Consider the following 17544-nt stretch of genomic DNA (forward strand, 5'->3'; position numbering starts at 1 on the left):
GCCTATGAGAGAGGATGGCACGTCTCCCGCCAAACGGATCGTGCTGCAAGTGATTTATTTTGTGCGGATAAGGGCGGGGATGCGGTGGTGGTGGAGTGGAATTTGTCCGAAAACGGACTGCTTCGTTCGCAAGTGAACAGTGCGATGGGGCGGATCAAGGGGGATCGAAGCAGCGGCGGAGGTCGACGGTTGAGGAGCGTTGGTTTGAGGATCGTCGTGCGGGGATGGTGTCTTGTATTGCTTTCCAATAGAGGCGGGTGCATACTCCTATTTGAAGGCAATAGGAGAGCTTGGAATGGGTGAGAAGGCGGATGTGTGGCAGGGGACGCTGGCGTTGATGGTGTTGAAGACGCTGGAGAGTATGGGCTCGCTGCATGGGTATGGGATTGCGCGGCGGATCGAGCAGACCAGCGGGGATGTGCTCTCGCTGAACTATGGAACGCTGTATCCGGCGTTGCTGAAGCTGGAGCAGGAGGGGGCAATCGTGTCGGAGTGGGGGGTGTCGGAGAACAATCGCAAGGCGAAGTTTTACAAGCTGACGCGGGTGGGACGGAAACAGATTGAACGGGAGACCGATAACTGGGAGCAGACGACGGCGATCCTGTCGCGGTTTCTACGAGGGACGGAGGATCCGGCATGAAGAGGCTGCGTGCGGCGTTGCGACGATTGGTTGGGATGTTTTCTGGCGGGCGGCGGGAGCAGGAGTTTAACAACGAGATGGAAGGGCATCTGCAGATGCACATCGACGACAAGGTGCGCGCGGGGATGACGGCGGAGGAGGCTCGACGGGATGCGCTGCGGAAGCTTGGCGGTCTGGAGCAGACGCGGCAGGCTTATCGCGAGCGCGGCACGGCTCCTTTCTTCGAGACGCTGTGGCAGGATCTGCGCTTCGCGGCGCGACAGCTGGTGAAGAATCCGGGGTTCACGATTACGGCGGTGCTGATGCTGTCGCTGGGAACTGCGGCGAGTGTTGCGATCTTTGCGTTTGTGGATGCTGCGCTGCTGAAGCCTCTGCCCTACGAGGATCCGCGTACTTTGGTGGACGTGACGGAGAGTGTTGCGGTATTTCCGCATGCAAATCTCTCTTATCCCGACTATCTCGACTGGAAGAAGATGAATCACAGCTTTCGTTCGCTGGACGTCTACACGGGTGCGGGTTATCTGTTGGATACGCCGTCCGGAGTGGAACCGGTACCGGGGCTGCGAGTGACGGATGGGTTCTTTCACACGCTGGGCGTCGCACCTTTGCTCGGGCGTGACTTTTACTCGGGAGAGGATCTGCTGAGTGCTCCGCGGACGGTGATCTTGAGTTACTCGGCGTGGCAGACGCGGTTTGGCGGACGGAAGGATATTGTGGGGCAGGTGGTTTCGTTGAGCGGCACACCGTACACGATTGTGGGGGTGATGCCGGACAGCTTCGAGTTTGCGCCTCGCAACAATGCGGAGTTCTGGACGACGATGCACGCGGGTGGTTCGAACAGTTGTGATCTAAGGCGCAGTTGCCATTCTCTGGTGGGTGTTGCGCGATTGAAGGACGGCGTGTCGGTTGCGGCGGCGCTTGCGGATACGAAGGCTATCGCGCAGCAACTGGAACGACAGTATCCCGACTCAAACCGTGGGCAGGGGGCGACAGTGCAGACGCTGACGGAGGCGTTTGTTGGCGATATTCGTCCGATTCTGCTTCTTCTCTTGGCGGGGGCGGGTCTGCTTCTCCTGATCGCGTGTGTCAATGTGGCGAGTCTGCTGCTGGTGCGTTCGGAGAGCCGCAGGCGGGAGATCGTCGTGCGAGGTGCGTTGGGGGCGTCGCCGTTGCGGCTTGTCCGACAATTTGTAACCGAAGGAGTTTTGCTTGTCCTGGGGAGTACGCTGCTTGGATTGGTCTGTGCGGTCTTTGCCTCGCAGGCTTTGCTGCGACTTATCCCGAAGGACATGCGGCTGCAAATGCCATATCTTCGCGGGCTGGGGCTGAACTTTCATGCCGTGTGCTTTGCCTTGGCGATTGCGACTCTGGCTACGGCGATCTTTTCGCTGACGCCGATTGTGCGACTCTCCTTCGGCGAGATGCGGGAGGGTTTGACGGAGGGTTCGCGGGGGTCGGCGGGTGTGCTTTGGCGGAAGATCGGCGCGAACCTAACTGTACTGGAGCTTGCGATTGCGACGGTACTTCTGGTGGGCGCCGGGTTACTGGGCAAAAGCTTCTACCGTCTGCTGCATGTCGAGTTGAACTTTCAGCCTGATCACCTGGCGACGCTTTCGGTCGCTTTGCCGGAGAAGATATATACGAAGGATGAGCAGATCGTGGCAGCACGCAGGCAACTTCTGAATCGCATCGCGGCTCTACCGGGCGCGACTTCAGTGGCGACGACGAGCACGCTTCCGGTCACATACAACGGCAACACGGAGTGGATACGATTTGTTGGGCGTGAGTACAACGGGGAACATAATGAAGTGAATGAGCGCGACGTGACCGCGAACTTCTTCTCGACTTTGAAGACGAAGCTGATTCGCGGGCGTTTCTTTAATCCGGACGAGGATGGGACAAAGCCTCGTGTTGTGATCATCAATCAGGCTTTTGTGAAGCAGTATTTTTCGGGTCAGGACCCTCTGGGCGCGAGGATTGGCGATACCACGTTGTCGCCGAAGTCGATCAAGGAGGTTGTTGGGGTGGTGGACGATCTGCGCGAGTCAAAGCTCAATGAGAAGACTCTGCCCGCGGTCTACTATCCCGCGGATCAGAGTCCTGATACGGAGTTCAATCTGGTTGTTCGCACGACTCAGGATGAGAAGACGCTACTGCCTACGCTTGTGTCGACGATTCACCAGTTTGACAGAGGGATCGGCACTTCGGAGGAGTCGACGATGTTTCGTTACATCAATGAGTCGGAGACTGCTTATCTGCACCGGTCGTCGGCGTGGCTGGTGGGAGGATTTGCTGCGTTGGCTCTGCTGTTGGGGATGATTGGGCTGTATGGGGTGATTGCCTATTCGGTGGGGCAGAGGACGCGGGAGATCGGTGTGCGGATGGCGCTTGGGGCGCAGAGGGAGATGGTGCAGCGGATGGTGTTGAAGGAGGGCGGGCGGCTGGCCGCGCTGGGGATTGTCGTAGGACTGGTGTGCTCGCTGGCAGCGACCTCGCTGTTGCGCAGTATGCTGTTTGGCGTGCACTCGTGGGACGTGGGGACGCTGGCTGGGGTGGCTTTGTTGCTCGCTGCGGTTGCTTTGCTTGCGAGTTACGTTCCGGCGCGAAGGGCGGCGTCGATCAATCCGGTGGAGGCTCTGCGGGCGGAGTAAGGTTCTGCCTAGTTTTTGGCGAACGAGAGGGTGACAAGGGCAACAGCAGATCCTCTTCGGGGATGCCAACAAAACTGCAACGACAACCGCATAACAAGAACTGCAACGGCGACGGCTGCTGTAGTGGATATACTGCTGAGACTGGAAGATCTGCCTATTGGAGAGTGCGAGGATGTCGAGGAATCTGGTTCGGATTGGTGTGTCTTGTGGCGTGTTGCTTGCTTCTGCGATGGCGATGGGAGCGGGACCGCAGGAGAAGAAAGACAGCGAGAAGAAGAAGGATCAGAAGCTGGTGGTGACAGGAACGCCGGTGGTCGATCCAGCGGAGCCGCCCTCGGACTCGACTACAGACGGTTCGGTGACGGTGGGTGGGCAGACGATCACTTACCGCGCGGTTGCGGGGACGCTGACGGTGGGATCGACGGATTCGCAGGACGCGATGCTGGGGCTGGATGGGAAGCTGCTGCCGGATACGGGAGAGAAGACTCCCGATCCGGAGAAGCCGGAGGAGGCTCCAGCTACGTCGCGGATGTTTTATGTGGCGTACTTCAAGAAGGATGCGCCTGCGGGACGGCCGGTAACGTTTCTTTATAACGGCGGACCGGGGTCGGCGACGATGTGGCTGCATATGGGCTCGTTTGGGCCGAAGCGCGTGGTGACGACTGATGCGCAGCATGATGAAGGCGCCCCTTACAAGATCGTCAATAACGATTACAGCCTGTTGGACGTGAGCGATGTGGTTTTTATCGATGCGCCGGGGACCGGGTTCAGCCGGATTATGGGCAAGGACAAGGAAAAGGCGTTCTGGGGTGTGGACCAGGATGCGCATGCGTTCGACCGGTTCATTCGCAGGTTTTTGACCAAGTACAACCGGTGGAACTCGCCGAAGTACCTGCTTGGCGAGAGCTATGGGACGCCGCGGAGTGCGGTGCTGTCGGCTGCATTGCAGAATGTGGATTTGAATGGGATTGTTTTGCTGTCGCAGATCTTGAGCTTCGATAACAGCATCGATGGGCCGAAGTGGAATCCTGGCGTGGATCAAGCTTATGCGCTGGGTCTGCCTACGTTTGCGGCGAGCGCCTTTTATCATCACAAGCTGCCGACTCAGCCGGCGGCGCTGGAGCCGTTTTTGACTGAGGTGGAGCAGTATGCAATTGGCGACTATATGAGTGCGCTGCTGCAGGGGTCGGAGCTGCCGGAGGCCAGGAAGCAGGCGGTGGCGGAGAAGCTGCATCAATATACGGGGCTGCCGGTGGCGTACCTGATGAGGGCGAATCTGCGGGTGACGGGCGGGGCGTTCAGCAAGCAGCTTCAATTGGACGATGAGACGACGACGGGGCGGCTGGATACGCGGTACAAGGGGCCGGATCTCGATCCGCTGAGCGCGGATGCGGAGTATGACCCGCAGAGCAATGCGATCTCGTCGGCGTATACGGCGGCGCTGAACCAGTACATGCGGACGGAGTTGAAGTATGGCGAGAACCAGACGTACAAGCCGGGGGCGTATGTGGATCCGGACTTTACGTGGGATCTGCGGCACCAGGCTCCGGGTGGTCCGCCGGCGAACCAGCAGGAGGGAGGGACGAATGTGATGCCGGACCTGGCGTACACGATGAAGTCCAACCCGAAGATGAAGGTGATGCTGGTGGGTGGGTACTTCGATCTGGCGACACCGTACTTTGAGGGCAAGTTCGAGATGCACCATCTGCAGATTCCGCAAAAGCTGCAGGCGAATATCAGCTACCACTACTACCAGAGCGGGCACATGGTCTATGTGAACGAAGAGGTGTTGAAGCAGTTCCATACGGATGTGGCGGGGTTTATCCGGGGGACTGAGGACGGAAGATAAGTTTTCGTTAGGTTGGTGTACCGTCGGATTGAGCGCAGATTCGGAGGCTTTGTTCTACTGCTCGATCAGCTGTGAAAGCCTGTGGTTGGGGAGATTGGAGATCCGGGGCCGCTAAGAAGCCGGAGAGCTAAGGTAAGAAGTAGAGGCTCTGCCATCCAGAGGGAGTGGTTGCCGAAGCGCGGGGCGCCCCAGGCTCCGACGATGGCTCCAGCCAGAAAGCAAAGACAGATTAGGCCGAGGTCAAAGGCCTGAGAACGGCCTTTCTCGCGAACTTCCGGCGTGGAGGAAGGAGCGAGTCCGTCGTAGAGTCCTTCGACTGCATCGCGCAGGTTGCCGGTGATGAAGGTAGAGTTGAAGGCGAATCGGTCAACGCGGCGGAAGCTGGCTACCTGTAGCGCGGCGACATAAGCGATGATGCCGGTGAAAGCCATGTGAGGGAAATCAAGGGGAAGCCAGCCAAGCGCGAAGAGGGAGACGATCTCAAAGGTGAGGCCGATGATGGCGGCGTGGGTGGCGCGGGAGCGGAGGTGCCGGGAGGTGGTGACGCCTGCGAAGAAGCCCAGGATAGGGATGACATGGGGAATCACTTCGCGCCATTGCTGGCCAACAACGGCTATACCGAGAAAGATGACGTTGCCTGTCATGGCGTTGGCGAAGACGTGGCCGTGATTGAGGAAAACGACAGCGTCCAGCATGCCACCGGCGCTGGCGAGGAGTACCGCATCGGTGAGGGAGCTGGGTTGAGGAGTCGTATCGAGAGCCATGTGGATCCGGTGGGGGCCAACCCAATGGTATAGGGTGTCTGGCATGGATCTTGATTGAGAAATCGTACGACCACGCGCCGTTGAAGCGGTAAGTCATGATGGAAGATATGAGTGACTTGTTATCAGATCCCGCATCTTCTGGGTGCGTTGGCGCGTCTAAAGTTATGCAGAAAGCTAAAATTTGTTGAGGTGATAAGAGTTATGGCGATCAAGTGGGATCGGTTGACGGTGAAGTCGCAGGAGGCGGTGCAGGCGGCGAGTGGATATGCCGGGGAGAATGGCAATCCGGAGGTGATGCCGCTGCATCTGATGGCGGCGCTGCTGGAGGACCGCGAGGGAGTGGTGATCCCGGTGCTGGAGAAGATTGGGGTGCCGGTGGAGCAGCTGCTGTCGGGGGTGAATTCGGCAATTACGAAGCTGCCGAAGGTGCAGGGTGGGGGGCAGCCGGGGCTGTCGAATGCGTTGCAGAAGGTGCTGGAGCAGGGATTCAAGGAGGCGGAGAACTTCAAGGACGAGTATGTGTCGACGGAGCATCTGCTGCTGGCTTTGTCGAAGGCGAAGAATGACCCGGTGCAGCTGGCGCTGGCGTCTCTGGGCGGGACGCATGAGGCGATCCTGAAGGCGTTGAGTGCGGTGCGCGGGAGTCAGCGGGTGACGGATCAGAACCCTGAAGGGAAGTTTCAGGCGCTGGAGAAGTATGCGAAGGACCTGACGGATCTGGCGCGGCGCGGGAAGCTTGATCCGGTGATTGGGAGGGACGAGGAGATTCGGCGGGTGGTGCAGGTGCTGAGTCGCAGGACGAAGAATAATCCTGTCCTGATCGGCGAGCCGGGCGTGGGCAAGACAGCGATCGTGGAAGGGTTGGCGAGAAGGATCTTTCTGGGCGATGTGCCGGAGATTTTGAAGAACAAGCGCGTGTGCTCGCTGGATCTTGGCGCGATGATCGCCGGGGCGAAGTTTCGCGGAGAGTTTGAGGATCGGCTGAAGGCGGTGCTGAAGGAGATTGAGGAGTCGAACGGCGAGATTATTTTGTTTATCGATGAGTTACATACTCTCGTGGGCGCCGGTGCGAGCGAGGGTTCGCTGGACGCGAGCAATATGCTGAAGCCTGCGCTGGCTCGCGGCGGACTGCGGGCGATTGGCGCGACGACGCTGAGTGAGTACAAGAAGTACATTGAGAAAGATGCTGCGCTGGAGCGGCGGTTCCAGATCGTGTATGTTGGCGAGCCGAACGTCGAGGACACGGTTGCGATTCTGCGTGGGCTGAAGGAGAAGTATGAGGCTCACCATAAGGTGCGGATCAAGGACTCGGCGATTGTGGCTGCGGCGGTGCTGAGCCATCGTTATATCTCGGATCGGTTTTTGCCGGATAAGGCGATTGACCTGGTGGATGAGGCCGCTGCAGCGCTGGCGATTCAGATTGGCTCGGTGCCGGTGGAGATTGATGATCTGGAGCGGAGGGCTACGTCGCTTGAGATTGAACGTGCAGCGTTGAAGCGGGAGAAGGACGCGGGATCGCAGGAGCGGCTGGAGATTGTGGAGCGTGAGCTGGCCGAGGTGAAGGAGGCGGCGGTTGGGCTGCGTGCGCGTTGGCAGAAGGAGCGCGGCGCGATCGGAAAGATGGCGGAGTTGAAGGAGCAGCTGGAATCTTTGCGCTTCCAGATGGGCGAAGAGACGCGGAAGGGCAATCTGCAGAGGGCGGCGGAGTTGCAGTATGGCGAGATTCCGAAGCTGGAGGCGGAGCTGCGCGAGTTGACGGCGGAGCAGGATGCGGCGGTTCGCGAGGATGAGGCGGAGGCGAAGTCGGGCGCAGTTGCTGGCGTGGCGAAGCGGCCTTCACGGATGTTGAAGGAGGAGGTCGACGAGGAGGATATCGCCGCGGTGGTGTCGAAGTGGACCGGGATTCCGGTCTCGAAGATGCTGGAGGGCGAGATGCAGAAGCTGGTGCAGATGGAGGAGCGTCTACGCGAGCGCGTGGTTGGTCAGGATGAGGCGCTGAGTGTGGTGGCGAATGCGATTCGGCGTTCGCGTGCCGGCTTGAGCGATCCAAAGCGGCCGATTGGCTCGTTCATCTTTCTTGGGCCCACGGGCGTGGGTAAGACGGAGACGGCGAAGGCGCTGGCGGAGTTTCTGTTCGATGACGAGGCCGCGATGGTGCGGATCGACATGAGCGAATACATGGAGAGGCACGCGGTGGCGCGGTTGATTGGAGCGCCTCCGGGATACGTCGGGTATGACGAAGGCGGACAGTTGACCGAGGCGGTGCGGCGCAGGCCATATTCGGTGATCCTGTTTGATGAGATTGAGAAGGCGCATCCGGATGTGTTCAATGTGCTGTTGCAGGTGCTCGATGATGGACGGCTGACGGACTCGAAGGGCAGGACGGTGGACTTCAAGAACACTGTGCTTATCATGACTTCGAATGTTGGTGCGGGGCAGTTGTCGACGGCGTGGGCGCAGGGCGAGGACGGGTTTGAAGAGGCGAAGAGTCGCGTACTGGATGAGCTGCGCAAGCACTTCAAGCCGGAGTTCCTAAATCGCGTGGATGACATTGTGATCTTCCATTCGCTGGCTGATGAGCAACTGACTCACATCGTCGATCTGCGGTTGAAGGATCTGGAGAAGCTGCTGGCGGATCGAAAGATTACGCTTGAGCTGACCGATGGAGCGAGGAAAGCGATCTTCAAAGCGGGGTATGACCGGGCTTACGGAGCGCGGCCTCTGAAGAGAGCGATTCAGCGGCTGGTGCAGGACAAGCTGGCGGTGAAGATTTTGGACGGCAGCGTGTTGCATGGTGACCATGTGATGGTGACGGCTGGGAAGAACGGCCTTGAGTTCAAGGTACAGGGGCGCGAGGTCGCAGTCTCGTAAAAACTTATCCCTGGCGTAACGAGATGGCCCGCCTGCAATGGCGGGCTATTCTTTTGTCGTATTGCGACGGAGGTTTTCACAGAGTATGCGCGAGTTCAGGACGTGGAGTGAAGGATAGCGCTGGTTCGATTCGGCTAGTGTCACTGTTTGATAGAGTGAGAGCGTGACGGCAAAGACAGTGGGCAACTCCAGCGTGGGCACGCACAGCAGACGGCTGCTTCTTTTTGTGGTGTGCAGCCTTCTTCTTGCGAATGTGGTTCAGTGGGGGATCTGCCGCGCGCTGCATCTGGGAAACCCTGGCAGCATCAAGGATGACGTCGCTAAGTTTCTGCACGTGCGGCAGTGGACCGACTCGTGGTTGCCGATGATGAAGTCACTTGATTACTTCGACGCGAATCCTACGAAGCCGATCTATGCGGCTCCGCTGTACGACACGCTGATCTATTCGCTGGCGAGTGAGTTGCCGTTGGTTGCATTGCGCAGGCTTGGCGTGGGTGATGCGGCGATGCTTCGTTTGCTGGCTGTGTTTTCCTGGTTCTCGGTGGTTGGGGTTGCGGCAGTGTCGCTGGCGATGGGGCGCAGACTGTTGCGGAGGCGCGGCGCGGATCTGAGTTGGATGGATGTTCTTGCGGTGGTGCTTGCTTGTCTGGGGTGTTATCCGTTGTTGAAGGGATACGCGTTGGGGAATGCTCAGACGATGCTTTCGTTTGGATTTGCGGTGATGCTTTACCTGTGGACGTCGGGGCGGGAGCGCGAGGCGGGTGTTGTCGCGGCGTTGCTTGCGTTTGTGAAGCCTCAGTATGTGCTGCTGCTGGTGTGGATGGTGGTGCGCAGGCGATGGGGTGCTGTGTGGGCGTTCCTGGTCTGTTCCGGTGTTTTGGTGGCGATGTCGGTGGCGGTCTTTGGCTGGCACAATAATCTCGACTATGTGGGTGTGCTTGCGAGCTTGAGCCATAAGGCGCAATCGCACTATGCGAATCAGTCGATGTTCGGGACTTTAAACCGGATGATCTTCAACGGCGAGAACATGGGATACACGCCGCATGTTTATACCCCTTACGTTGCGTGGGTGTACCGTGCGACGGTGCTGACGTCGCTGGTGCTGGTAGGTGGGGTGCTGCTGTTTCCGTGGAGGAAGATGAGGGGATCGACGGCGGATATCGCTGCGATGGGGCTGGCGTCGGTGGCGGCGTCGCCGATGGCGTGGGAGCATCACTACGGCATTGTGTTCGGGATCTTTGCGTGGTTCTGGTTTGCGTATGGGTGCTGGGAGAGCAAGAGGCCGTGGTTGTGGGGGCTGTCGTTTTTTCTTTGCGCCAACTTTCTGGCGGCGACTAATCTGCTGGCAGACAAGCGCGGATGGAATGTGCTGCAGTCGTACATGTACTTTGGAGCGCTTCTGTTGCTTGTGCTGTTGATGCGGCTGGCACGTCGTGCGGAAGTTGACGAAGCCATTGCTGCGTAACTTCTACCTGCTGACTCGCGCGAGATTATTTCTTAGGTTGAGGTTGGGAGCCGGGTGCGAATTGCACGGACGCTGCGTCGCCTCCCATGGCGGGTCCTAACGACGTGATGTCGGCGTGCGCGGCGGCGAGAGCCTGATCGGTCCAGCTCCAGCCGCTGTGCAGGAGCACGAAGACGTGATCGCCGGGTTGGGCGGAGAGCTGCTCGTAGGGGATGATGGGAAAGCCGGTCAAGTGGCGCATGTGCTCGGCGGTGAGAGACTCGGTGTCGCGCCGGCTCCAGAGCAGCTCCTGAGGGCTGGAGTAGACGAGGGCCATGCGGGAACGTATGTCGGGGTCAGGCTCGTAGTAGCTGGCTACCTCGAAGGTGCCCATCTCCTGAAGGTAGAGCAGGCCGGTGGGACTTGAGAGAATGGCGGCTTTGATCTGCGGGCTCAGTGTGAGCGAGGCCATGAAGTCTTGAGTCTTTGCCTGCTCGGCGTGGATGCGGATGGCTCCCGTGACTATGATCGCCACCGCGAGTGTGGATAGCGTAAGGATGGCTGTGCTTGTACGGCGAAGTAATGGATAGAGGGCGATCGCCAGGAGAATGCTGAGCGCGACGATTGCGCCGAGGACGTAGCGAACCTCGATGGAGTGGGTGACGAACAAGGCTAGCAGGAAGCCGAAGAAGGGCAGTGTGGCGAGAACGAGGACGAAGACGAGTTCTGCGTCTGGGAGATGGAGTTCTTTGTTGCGTAGTTGCCGGACGCTGCCGAAGACGAGCAGAGCGGCGAAGACGATGAGGCCGAGGGCGGCGAGGTGCTGGATACGGCGGCTCGCGTGGGTGTAGTCCAGGAAGAGCGAACGATAGGCCTGGGTGATGGCGTGGTAGCCCACATCTCCGGCGTTGTAGTAGTTCTTGCGAAACTCGGCGGCGGATCTTTCAAACGGCAGCGCGAAGGCGATGCAGGCCATGCCGAGGATGATGGCACCCACGACGGGAAGGTCCAACCGGCGGTGTTGGATAGTGCGAAAGAGCTCTGCGCCGCAGAGAGGAAGAAGCAACAGGACACCGAAGTAGTGGGTGTTGAGTGTGAGTGCGACCGCGAGGGCGAGAAGGATGAGGGAGCCGGTGCGTCGCGAGCTACGACGGGTTGCACTCTGCCAGCTCACCATAGCGAGACCGTAGAAGCCGAGCAGCAGGCCGTAGGGGCGGCCTTCGGCGGAGTAGAAGAGAGTCGCTGTCATCGCGGGAAAGGCCATCGCGAAGATCGCGGCGTGCTCATTGGCGATGCGGCGCACAAAGTAGAAGAGGCAGAGCTGCATGAGGAGATAGCCGAGCAGCGAGGGCAGTCTGAGGGCGAAGGCTCCGGCGCCGAAGAGGCTGATCGCAAGGTGTGCAAGGGTGTGGTAGACGAGGGGATCGAGCGAGATGGGATAGCTGCGCTGAATGTGGAGGAGTTGGGCGTAACTGGGCACGCTGTCGGTCTGGAGGACGAAGAACTCGTCCTGCGACAGGAGCTTGTGATGCGACCAGAGGAGGGAGAGGACGGCGGTGAGGATCAGAAAGGCGACGGCTGTCCAGGGGAGAGCAAGACTGTCGGATCTGCTTTCAACACTGGAACTCTGCGACGAAATCATATCTTGACTGAGACTCTAAGCCGCTGCTGCTCTGAGTTGGGCCGGAGATAAGCAGCTGGCGCCGGCTGGACTACTGGCGGCGTGGCGGAGGGTAGCGTTGGGGTGAAGAACATCTCTAGGCGTGGGATGCGGACGAAGAGGAGGAGGCCCATGACGAGAGCCGTCGACGTGAAGGCGGCCATGAGGAGAGGTTCGCGATAGAGCTTTTCGGGGTTCTGGACGGCGCTGTCGTGCTTGAAGGCGAGCTTGAGATAGACGGCCATGGTAAAGGCTACGAGAGGAAAGCCGAGGATGAGCTCGATGCGGTAGCGGATGATGAAGGCACCGAGAAAGAGCATCGCGGTGGAGGCGTAAAACACCACGGATACGAGCAGCGATTCGGGCGTGTAGCGCTTGAAGGACGCGCGGTAGGCGCCTGCGACGGCGCGATCGCCGATCTCGGAGAGCTCGCTGAAGCGCTTGAGGCCCATGAAGTAACAACCGAGCATCCAGTAGGCGATAAGCAGCGATACGGGTGGGACGAGGACGCTGGTGACGGCGTACCAGCCGAGCAGCATGCGCAGGGGATTGTTGATGGACTCGGTGAGGACGTCGAGGTAGGGTACGTCCTTGGTGCGGATCGGAGGGAAGTTGTAGAGGCAGCCCATGATCCAGAGGATGAGTGCGACTAGTGCGAACATGCGTGAGATAGTGAGGCCGATGGCGATTCCGGCGACCATCATCAGGAGCCATTGCACATAGGCGGCGGGAATGTTGACCAGGCCACGGGCGGCGGGGCGGTTGCGTTTGGTGGGATGAAGGCGGTCGAAGGGTGCGTCGAGGACTTCGTTGATGACGTAGTTGCTGCATGCGACGAGCGTCACCGCGACAAATGCCAGCAGCAGCGTGATGAGAAGATGGGGTGTGAAGAGCGCGGGATAGACGCTGAGCGGCACGATGACGCCGGGCAGAACGAAGAGATTCTTGATGGAGTGATCGAGTCTGGCGATGGCGAGATGGGCGCGGAGGCGCTCGGACAAGGAGACGTTGCGCGGGGGAGGCTCGGGCATGTTTTTTGTAAGGGCTCCTTAGCCAGCTGCCTTGGGGCTACGGGCTCAGTGTAGCAAATGGAGATGAAGCCAGTGGATGACGGTGACCTCTGGCAGTGGGCGATTTGTTTACGATAAGCTTGGGTGCGGCGCGGTGTGCGCGTCTGGAGCAGGCGGGCGCATGTCACGGAGAGCAGTGATTATCGGTGCTGGACCTGCAGGGCTGACTGCAGGGTTGGAGTTGCTGAGACGGTCGGATGTCAGGCCGATCATTCTTGAGGCGAGCGAGGAGATTGGCGGAATCTCGCGCACCATCAAGTACAAGGGCAACCGAATGGATATCGGCGGCCATCGTTTTTTTTCCAAGAGCGATCGCGTGATGCAGTGGTGGGTGGACCTGATGCCGCCCGATGTCGGCGATGCGGGTTCTGAGCCGGAGATTTCGTACCAGGGAAAGAAGCGGATGGTCGCCGTGCCGGCCCGGCTACCGGAGGAGCCTGTGCTGCGTGGGGCCGGGCCGATTGATCCGCATGCGGCGGAAGAGATCGAGGATAAGGCAGAGAACGAAGGGCCGGTAGAGATGATGGTGACGGCAGCGACGCCGGATCCTGATCCGGACCTGGTGATGCTGATCCGTCCGCGTAAGAGCAGGATCTATTATCTGCGGAAGTTCTTTGACTATCCAATTACGTTGACGGCGACGACGTTGAAGAATCTGGGAGTTGTCAGGACGTTCCGTGTCGGTACGAGCTATATGAAGTCGCAGGTGAGCCAAATTGCGCCGGAGAAGAGTCTGGAAGATTTTTTGATCAACCGGTTTGGTCGGCAGCTCTATCTAACGTTCTTCAAGAGTTATACGGAGAAGGTTTGGGGTACGCCCTGCAATGAGATCTCGGCGGAGTGGGGAGCGCAGCGGATCAAAGGGCTGAGTTTGACGACGGCGGTGAAACACTTTTTGAAGAAGGCGTTTGGAGGCAAGGCAAAGACGGGTGACTTGGCGCAGAAGGGCACAGACACAAGCTTGATCGAGCGGTTCATGTATCCAAAGTTCGGGCCGGGGCAGTTGTGGGAGCATGTTGCGGATCTGGTTCGTGAGGGCGGCGGCGAGATTCATATGGGTTTGAAGGTGGATCGGATTCACTGCTCGAGAGAAGGCGGCGTGAAGCGGGTTGTGTCGGTCGATGCGGTGAATGCGGAGGGAGAGCGGCAGACGTTTGCGGGAGACTATTTCTTTTCGACGATGCCGATGCGCGAACTGGTGGAGGCGATGGATGCTCCGGTGCCCGAGAATGTGCGCGAGGTGAGCGCGGGGCTGCAGTATCGCGACTTTATCACGGTGGGTCTGCTGGTGGACAGGCTGAAGGTGAAGGAGCCGGACGGTGGGCTGCTGAAAGATACGTGGATCTACGTGCAGGAACCTGATGTGGTACTGGGACGGTTACAGATCTTCAACAACTGGAGCCCGTACCTGGTCGCGGACCCGACGAAGGTTTGGATTGGGCTGGAGTACTTCTGCTACGACACGGACGATTTGTGGAAGATGCCGGATGAAGAGTTGAAGAAGTTCGCGATTGCCGAGGTAGCGAAGATCGGGATTTTGAACGCAGAGGATGTTTCCGACGGACATGTGGTGCGGGTGCCGAAGACCTATCCGGCGTACTTTGGCACGTATGACCGGTTCGACGAACTGAGAGAGTTTACCGACGGGTTCGAGAATCTGTTTTTGGTGGGACGAAATGGGATGCATAAGTACAACAACCAGGATCACAGTATGTTGACTGCGATGACTGCGGTGGATGGTATTGTTGCTGGGCACATCGATAAGGCTGCGCTGTGGGGGATCAACACGGAGCAGGAGTACCACGAGGAGAAAAAGTGACAAGGATTCTGGTTGTGGGAACGATGCTTCTGGTGATCTTCGTGGCTGTGTTTCGGCAGCGAATCTTTCTGCGTGATCCGCTGGGCAAGATGGAGAGAAATGACGTGGCAGTCGATGGGGCACGGCTGTACATCAACTTTTCAAACGATGTGCTGGTCGAGGAGCCGGGGACAGAGCGGCGGTATTTGGTGCAGGGGTGGAGTGGGATTCCCGGAGTGCCGCAGATTCTGGGCTGCGTCCAAGGGCTGGCGTGCTGGACCGATGCGGACCACGCGTCCGTCTATCCGCTCGATGGACGTGGTGCGGGTGCCAAGGCGGCGATGAGCGCAAAGGTGGTTACGTTTGCGGACGAGACGGGCGCCAGGATTCGGGTGCAGTTGAGGTAGCCAGGCTGCGACGTAAAATAGCGCGTAACCTTTTGCGGCGGGGAAAGCTCTAACGATTCGGACCTTGATGGGTTAGACAACTGCACGCGAGAGTGCATGACGGGAGCTCAAATGCCTGAGAAACCTACGGACAAACAGGAGCCGGTCGAGGAGTTGCAGCCGGCCGCTGAAACTCCACAAGTGAGGGGCGAGGCTGCGCCGGAGATCTCTGCGGCTCCAATGGCGGAGGCGAGTGATTTAGCGGTAGATGAGTCTGCTGTCTCTGCCCGTTCGACGGGTCCGGCTTCGTCAGTTACTGCGAATGCAGTCGTCGCGCCAGTGGACGTGAGAGAGCCTGCGGCGGCGACGATACGACTTCAAAAGAAGCATTCCCTGGCGATTCGATGGATGCACTGGGTGAACTTCCCGGTGCTGTTCACGATGATCTGGAGCGGGTTGTTGATCTACTGGAATGATTCTGATAACGCCTATCAGCATCCGCACGCGGTGTATCGGGTGGGCGTCGGATCGCTGACGGTGGTGCGGCTGTTTCCACCGTGGTTCTGGAAGCTGATCAATGCGCCCTATCGTGTGACCGAGGGGCTGGGGTATCACTTTTTCTTTATGTGGATCTTTGCGATCAATGGGATCTTGTATGTGTCGTATCTGTTGATCTCGGGGGAGTGGCGGGTGCTGGTGCCGGAGCGCAGATCATTTCTGGATGCGATTCAGGTGACGCTGGTGGATCTGCATCTTCGCAAGGGCTTGCCGCCGCAGAAGAAGTACAACGGCGCGCAGAAGATTGCTTATACGTCGGTTGTTCTGATGGGGTTGGGGTCGCTGGTCACGGGGCTTTCGATCTACAAGCCGACGCAGGTGCACTGGATCACGTCGCTGCTGGGCGGCTATGAGATGGCGCGGTGGGAGCACTTCTGGCTGACGATGGGCTTCTGTGCGTTCTTTGTAGTGCATGTAATGCAGGTGATCCTTGCGGGGTGGAATAACTTTCGCTCGATGGTGAGTGGATATGAGATTGTTCCGGCGACGAAGACTTCGCTGGAAGAGGAGAGGAGGGTGGGATGAGCGACGGACAGGAGGAGCGTGAAGAGCAGGAGCAAAGGCGCAAGTGGGAGAGCGAGAAGAAGGATCGCGACGACGACCTGGAGCGTGATTGGGAGCGCGTGGGAGAGCGGGAGCGGAGAGATTCGCGTGCCGCAGAGGTAGAGGCGCTGGATGCCGGGGTGAGGGCGCAGTCGGGGCAGAGGACGCGGCGGAGTTTTGTGATTGCGGCGGCAGCGGCTGCGAGCGGATATGGTTTTTATCGGTGGATCGATCGGAGTCCGGGCGACCAACTGATACCGAGGCCGCTGCGGAAGATGCTGGAGTTCAATGCCAGAGTGTCGCGTGGGGCGTTTGATGAGCGCGGGCTCGCGCCGACATATCCGGTGGCTCGATCCATGGAGCTGCGGACGAACGGCAACTATGGATTGAAGATGAACCTGGTCCCGGAGAGCTATCGTCTGCAAATGGTGGGAGTGGAGGACGCGAAGAGGCTTCCGCAGTATGTGGAGGATGTGACGGCGTGGGAGTATCAATACGTCGCGAAGCAAGACGCTGGGCCGGTGGAGCACGATACGAAGGTCGCACCCAAAGCTGCTGCTGTTGTCGGAAATGGATCGAAAGCCAAGGCAGATCCCAATGGCGACGCGGGCATGGGCGAAGGGCCGATGATGCAGGGTGGCGCTGCAAGCACGATGGTTGGTGGGGGCGGCGACAAGAAGAACGAAGTGAAGATGCCGCCCGCGTTTGAGGCTGCGTTTGCTGCGTTGAAGAAAGCGCAGGGGAATAAGCGGCCGCGGGGGCAGGAAGAGGCAGGCATGTCGGACAACACGCTTGATCCTGGTACGCCGGGGTTGCTGTTGACGATGGACGATGTGACGAGCCTGCCGCACCACGAGTTGGTGACGGAGTTCAAGTGCATCGAAGGATGGAGCCAGGTGGTGCACTGGGGTGGGCGCCGGTTAGCGGATTTAATTGCGAAGTATCCGCCGGAGAGGAAGCCGGATGGATCGCTGCCGAAATACGTCTATATGGAGACGCCAGATGGGGACTACTACTGTGGGTTTAGTCTGCAGGCTTGCATGCATCCGCAGAGCCTGTTGGTGACTGAGATGGCGGGGCGGCCGCTGGCGCAGTGGCACGGAGCACCAATTCGGTTACATATGCCGATCAAGTACGGTTACAAACAGATCAAACGGATTGGGCTGATCGCATACACCGACAGACGGCCTGATGACTACTGGACAAAGCTGGGGTATGACTGGTATGCGGGGCTTTGAATGACTTAAGTCCTGCCGGACGGGCCGCCTTCGCGGCGAGCGGTCACTTCGTGACTTGTATACCGCTTCGCG

12 protein-coding genes are annotated in these 17544 nt (G+C 59.1%); 9 read left to right on the forward strand and 3 right to left on the reverse strand.

Going from position 1 to position 17544, the window contains the following annotated elements:
- Positions 1-295: 295 nt before the first annotated feature.
- The 3 genes from HDF08_RS19635 (at position 296) to HDF08_RS19645 (ending at position 5140) form a co-directional block, all read left to right on the forward strand.
- Positions 296-640, forward strand: a complete 345-nt coding sequence (locus HDF08_RS19635; RefSeq protein ID WP_179640353.1) for a PadR family transcriptional regulator — start codon at positions 296-298, stop codon at positions 638-640.
- Positions 637-3291 carry an ABC transporter permease gene (locus HDF08_RS19640; protein WP_179640354.1) on the forward strand — a complete coding sequence of 885 codons (2655 nt, stop codon included), beginning with the start codon at positions 637-639 and terminating at the stop codon, positions 3289-3291. The genes HDF08_RS19635 and HDF08_RS19640 overlap by 4 nt, the downstream gene beginning before the upstream one ends.
- 172 nt (positions 3292-3463) lie before the next feature.
- A complete protein-coding gene (locus HDF08_RS19645; protein ID WP_257031290.1) occupies positions 3464-5140 on the forward strand; it encodes a S10 family peptidase in 1677 nt (558 codons plus the stop codon).
- A 65-nt stretch (positions 5141-5205) separates the two neighbouring features.
- Here HDF08_RS19645 and HDF08_RS19650 read toward each other — a convergent pair whose 3' ends face one another.
- Positions 5206-5949: a YoaK family protein gene (locus HDF08_RS19650; protein WP_179640355.1), complete on the reverse strand. Its 744-nt coding sequence runs from the start codon at positions 5947-5949 to the stop codon at positions 5206-5208.
- Positions 5950-6105: 156 nt separating this feature from the next.
- Here HDF08_RS19650 and clpB point away from each other — a divergent pair, with 156 nt between their 5' ends.
- The gene (clpB, locus tag HDF08_RS19655) at positions 6106-8775 is read left to right on the forward strand and encodes an ATP-dependent chaperone ClpB (RefSeq protein ID WP_179640356.1); all 2670 of its coding nucleotides are present in this window, start codon (positions 6106-6108) and stop codon (positions 8773-8775) included.
- Positions 8776-8938: 163 nt separating this feature from the next.
- Positions 8939-10240, forward strand: a complete 1302-nt coding sequence (locus tag HDF08_RS19660) for a glycosyltransferase family 87 protein (protein WP_179640357.1) — start codon at positions 8939-8941, stop codon at positions 10238-10240.
- Between the two features lie 25 nt (positions 10241-10265).
- Here HDF08_RS19660 and HDF08_RS19665 read toward each other — a convergent pair whose 3' ends face one another.
- Both HDF08_RS19665 and HDF08_RS19670 read right to left on the reverse strand, forming a co-directional pair.
- Complete coding sequence (locus HDF08_RS19665) at positions 10266-11861, reverse strand: glycosyltransferase family 39 protein (protein ID WP_179640358.1); 1596 nt, start codon at positions 11859-11861, stop codon at positions 10266-10268.
- A complete protein-coding gene (locus HDF08_RS19670; RefSeq protein WP_179640359.1) occupies positions 11858-12910 on the reverse strand; it encodes a UbiA prenyltransferase family protein in 1053 nt (350 codons plus the stop codon). Before HDF08_RS19670 ends, HDF08_RS19665 begins: the two co-directional genes overlap by 4 nt.
- Before the next feature lie 160 nt (positions 12911-13070).
- Between HDF08_RS19670 and HDF08_RS19675 the strand changes: the two genes are divergently transcribed.
- The 4 genes from HDF08_RS19675 (at position 13071) to HDF08_RS19690 (ending at position 17472) form a co-directional block, all read left to right on the forward strand.
- Positions 13071-14768, forward strand: a complete 1698-nt coding sequence (locus tag HDF08_RS19675; protein ID WP_179640360.1) for an NAD(P)/FAD-dependent oxidoreductase — start codon at positions 13071-13073, stop codon at positions 14766-14768.
- Complete coding sequence (locus HDF08_RS19680) at positions 14765-15154, forward strand: hypothetical protein (protein ID WP_179640361.1); 390 nt, start codon at positions 14765-14767, stop codon at positions 15152-15154. The genes HDF08_RS19675 and HDF08_RS19680 overlap by 4 nt, the downstream gene beginning before the upstream one ends.
- Positions 15155-15265: 111 nt before the next feature.
- Positions 15266-16216 carry a cytochrome b/b6 domain-containing protein gene (locus HDF08_RS19685; RefSeq protein WP_306459731.1) on the forward strand — a complete coding sequence of 317 codons (951 nt, stop codon included), beginning with the start codon at positions 15266-15268 and terminating at the stop codon, positions 16214-16216.
- Positions 16213-17472 (forward strand): molybdopterin-dependent oxidoreductase, encoded by a 1260-nt coding sequence (locus HDF08_RS19690; RefSeq protein ID WP_179640362.1) that lies wholly within the window; start codon positions 16213-16215, stop codon positions 17470-17472. The genes HDF08_RS19685 and HDF08_RS19690 overlap by 4 nt, the downstream gene beginning before the upstream one ends.
- Positions 17473-17544: the final 72 nt, after the last annotated feature.

The organism is Tunturiibacter empetritectus (assembly GCF_013410875.1).
Lineage (GTDB): Bacteria > Acidobacteriota > Terriglobia > Terriglobales > Acidobacteriaceae > Edaphobacter > Edaphobacter empetritectus.

Coding starts and splice junctions, on each gene's coding strand:
- HDF08_RS19670 (WP_179640359.1), bottom strand. CDS start 12,910: ATGCCCGAGCCTCCCCCGCGCAACGTCTCCTTGTCCGAGCGCCTCCGC.
- HDF08_RS19665 (WP_179640358.1), bottom strand. CDS start 11,861: ATGATTTCGTCGCAGAGTTCCAGTGTTGAAAGCAGATCCGACAGTCTT.
- HDF08_RS19650 (WP_179640355.1), bottom strand. CDS start 5,949: ATGCCAGACACCCTATACCATTGGGTTGGCCCCCACCGGATCCACATG.
- HDF08_RS19690 (WP_179640362.1), top strand. CDS start 16,213: ATGAGCGACGGACAGGAGGAGCGTGAAGAGCAGGAGCAAAGGCGCAAG.
- HDF08_RS19675 (WP_179640360.1), top strand. CDS start 13,071: ATGTCACGGAGAGCAGTGATTATCGGTGCTGGACCTGCAGGGCTGACT.
- clpB (WP_179640356.1), top strand. CDS start 6,106: ATGGCGATCAAGTGGGATCGGTTGACGGTGAAGTCGCAGGAGGCGGTG.
- HDF08_RS19685 (WP_306459731.1), top strand. CDS start 15,266: ATGCCTGAGAAACCTACGGACAAACAGGAGCCGGTCGAGGAGTTGCAG.
- HDF08_RS19640 (WP_179640354.1), top strand. CDS start 637: ATGAAGAGGCTGCGTGCGGCGTTGCGACGATTGGTTGGGATGTTTTCT.
- HDF08_RS19645 (WP_257031290.1), top strand. CDS start 3,464: ATGTCGAGGAATCTGGTTCGGATTGGTGTGTCTTGTGGCGTGTTGCTT.
- HDF08_RS19635 (WP_179640353.1), top strand. CDS start 296: ATGGGTGAGAAGGCGGATGTGTGGCAGGGGACGCTGGCGTTGATGGTG.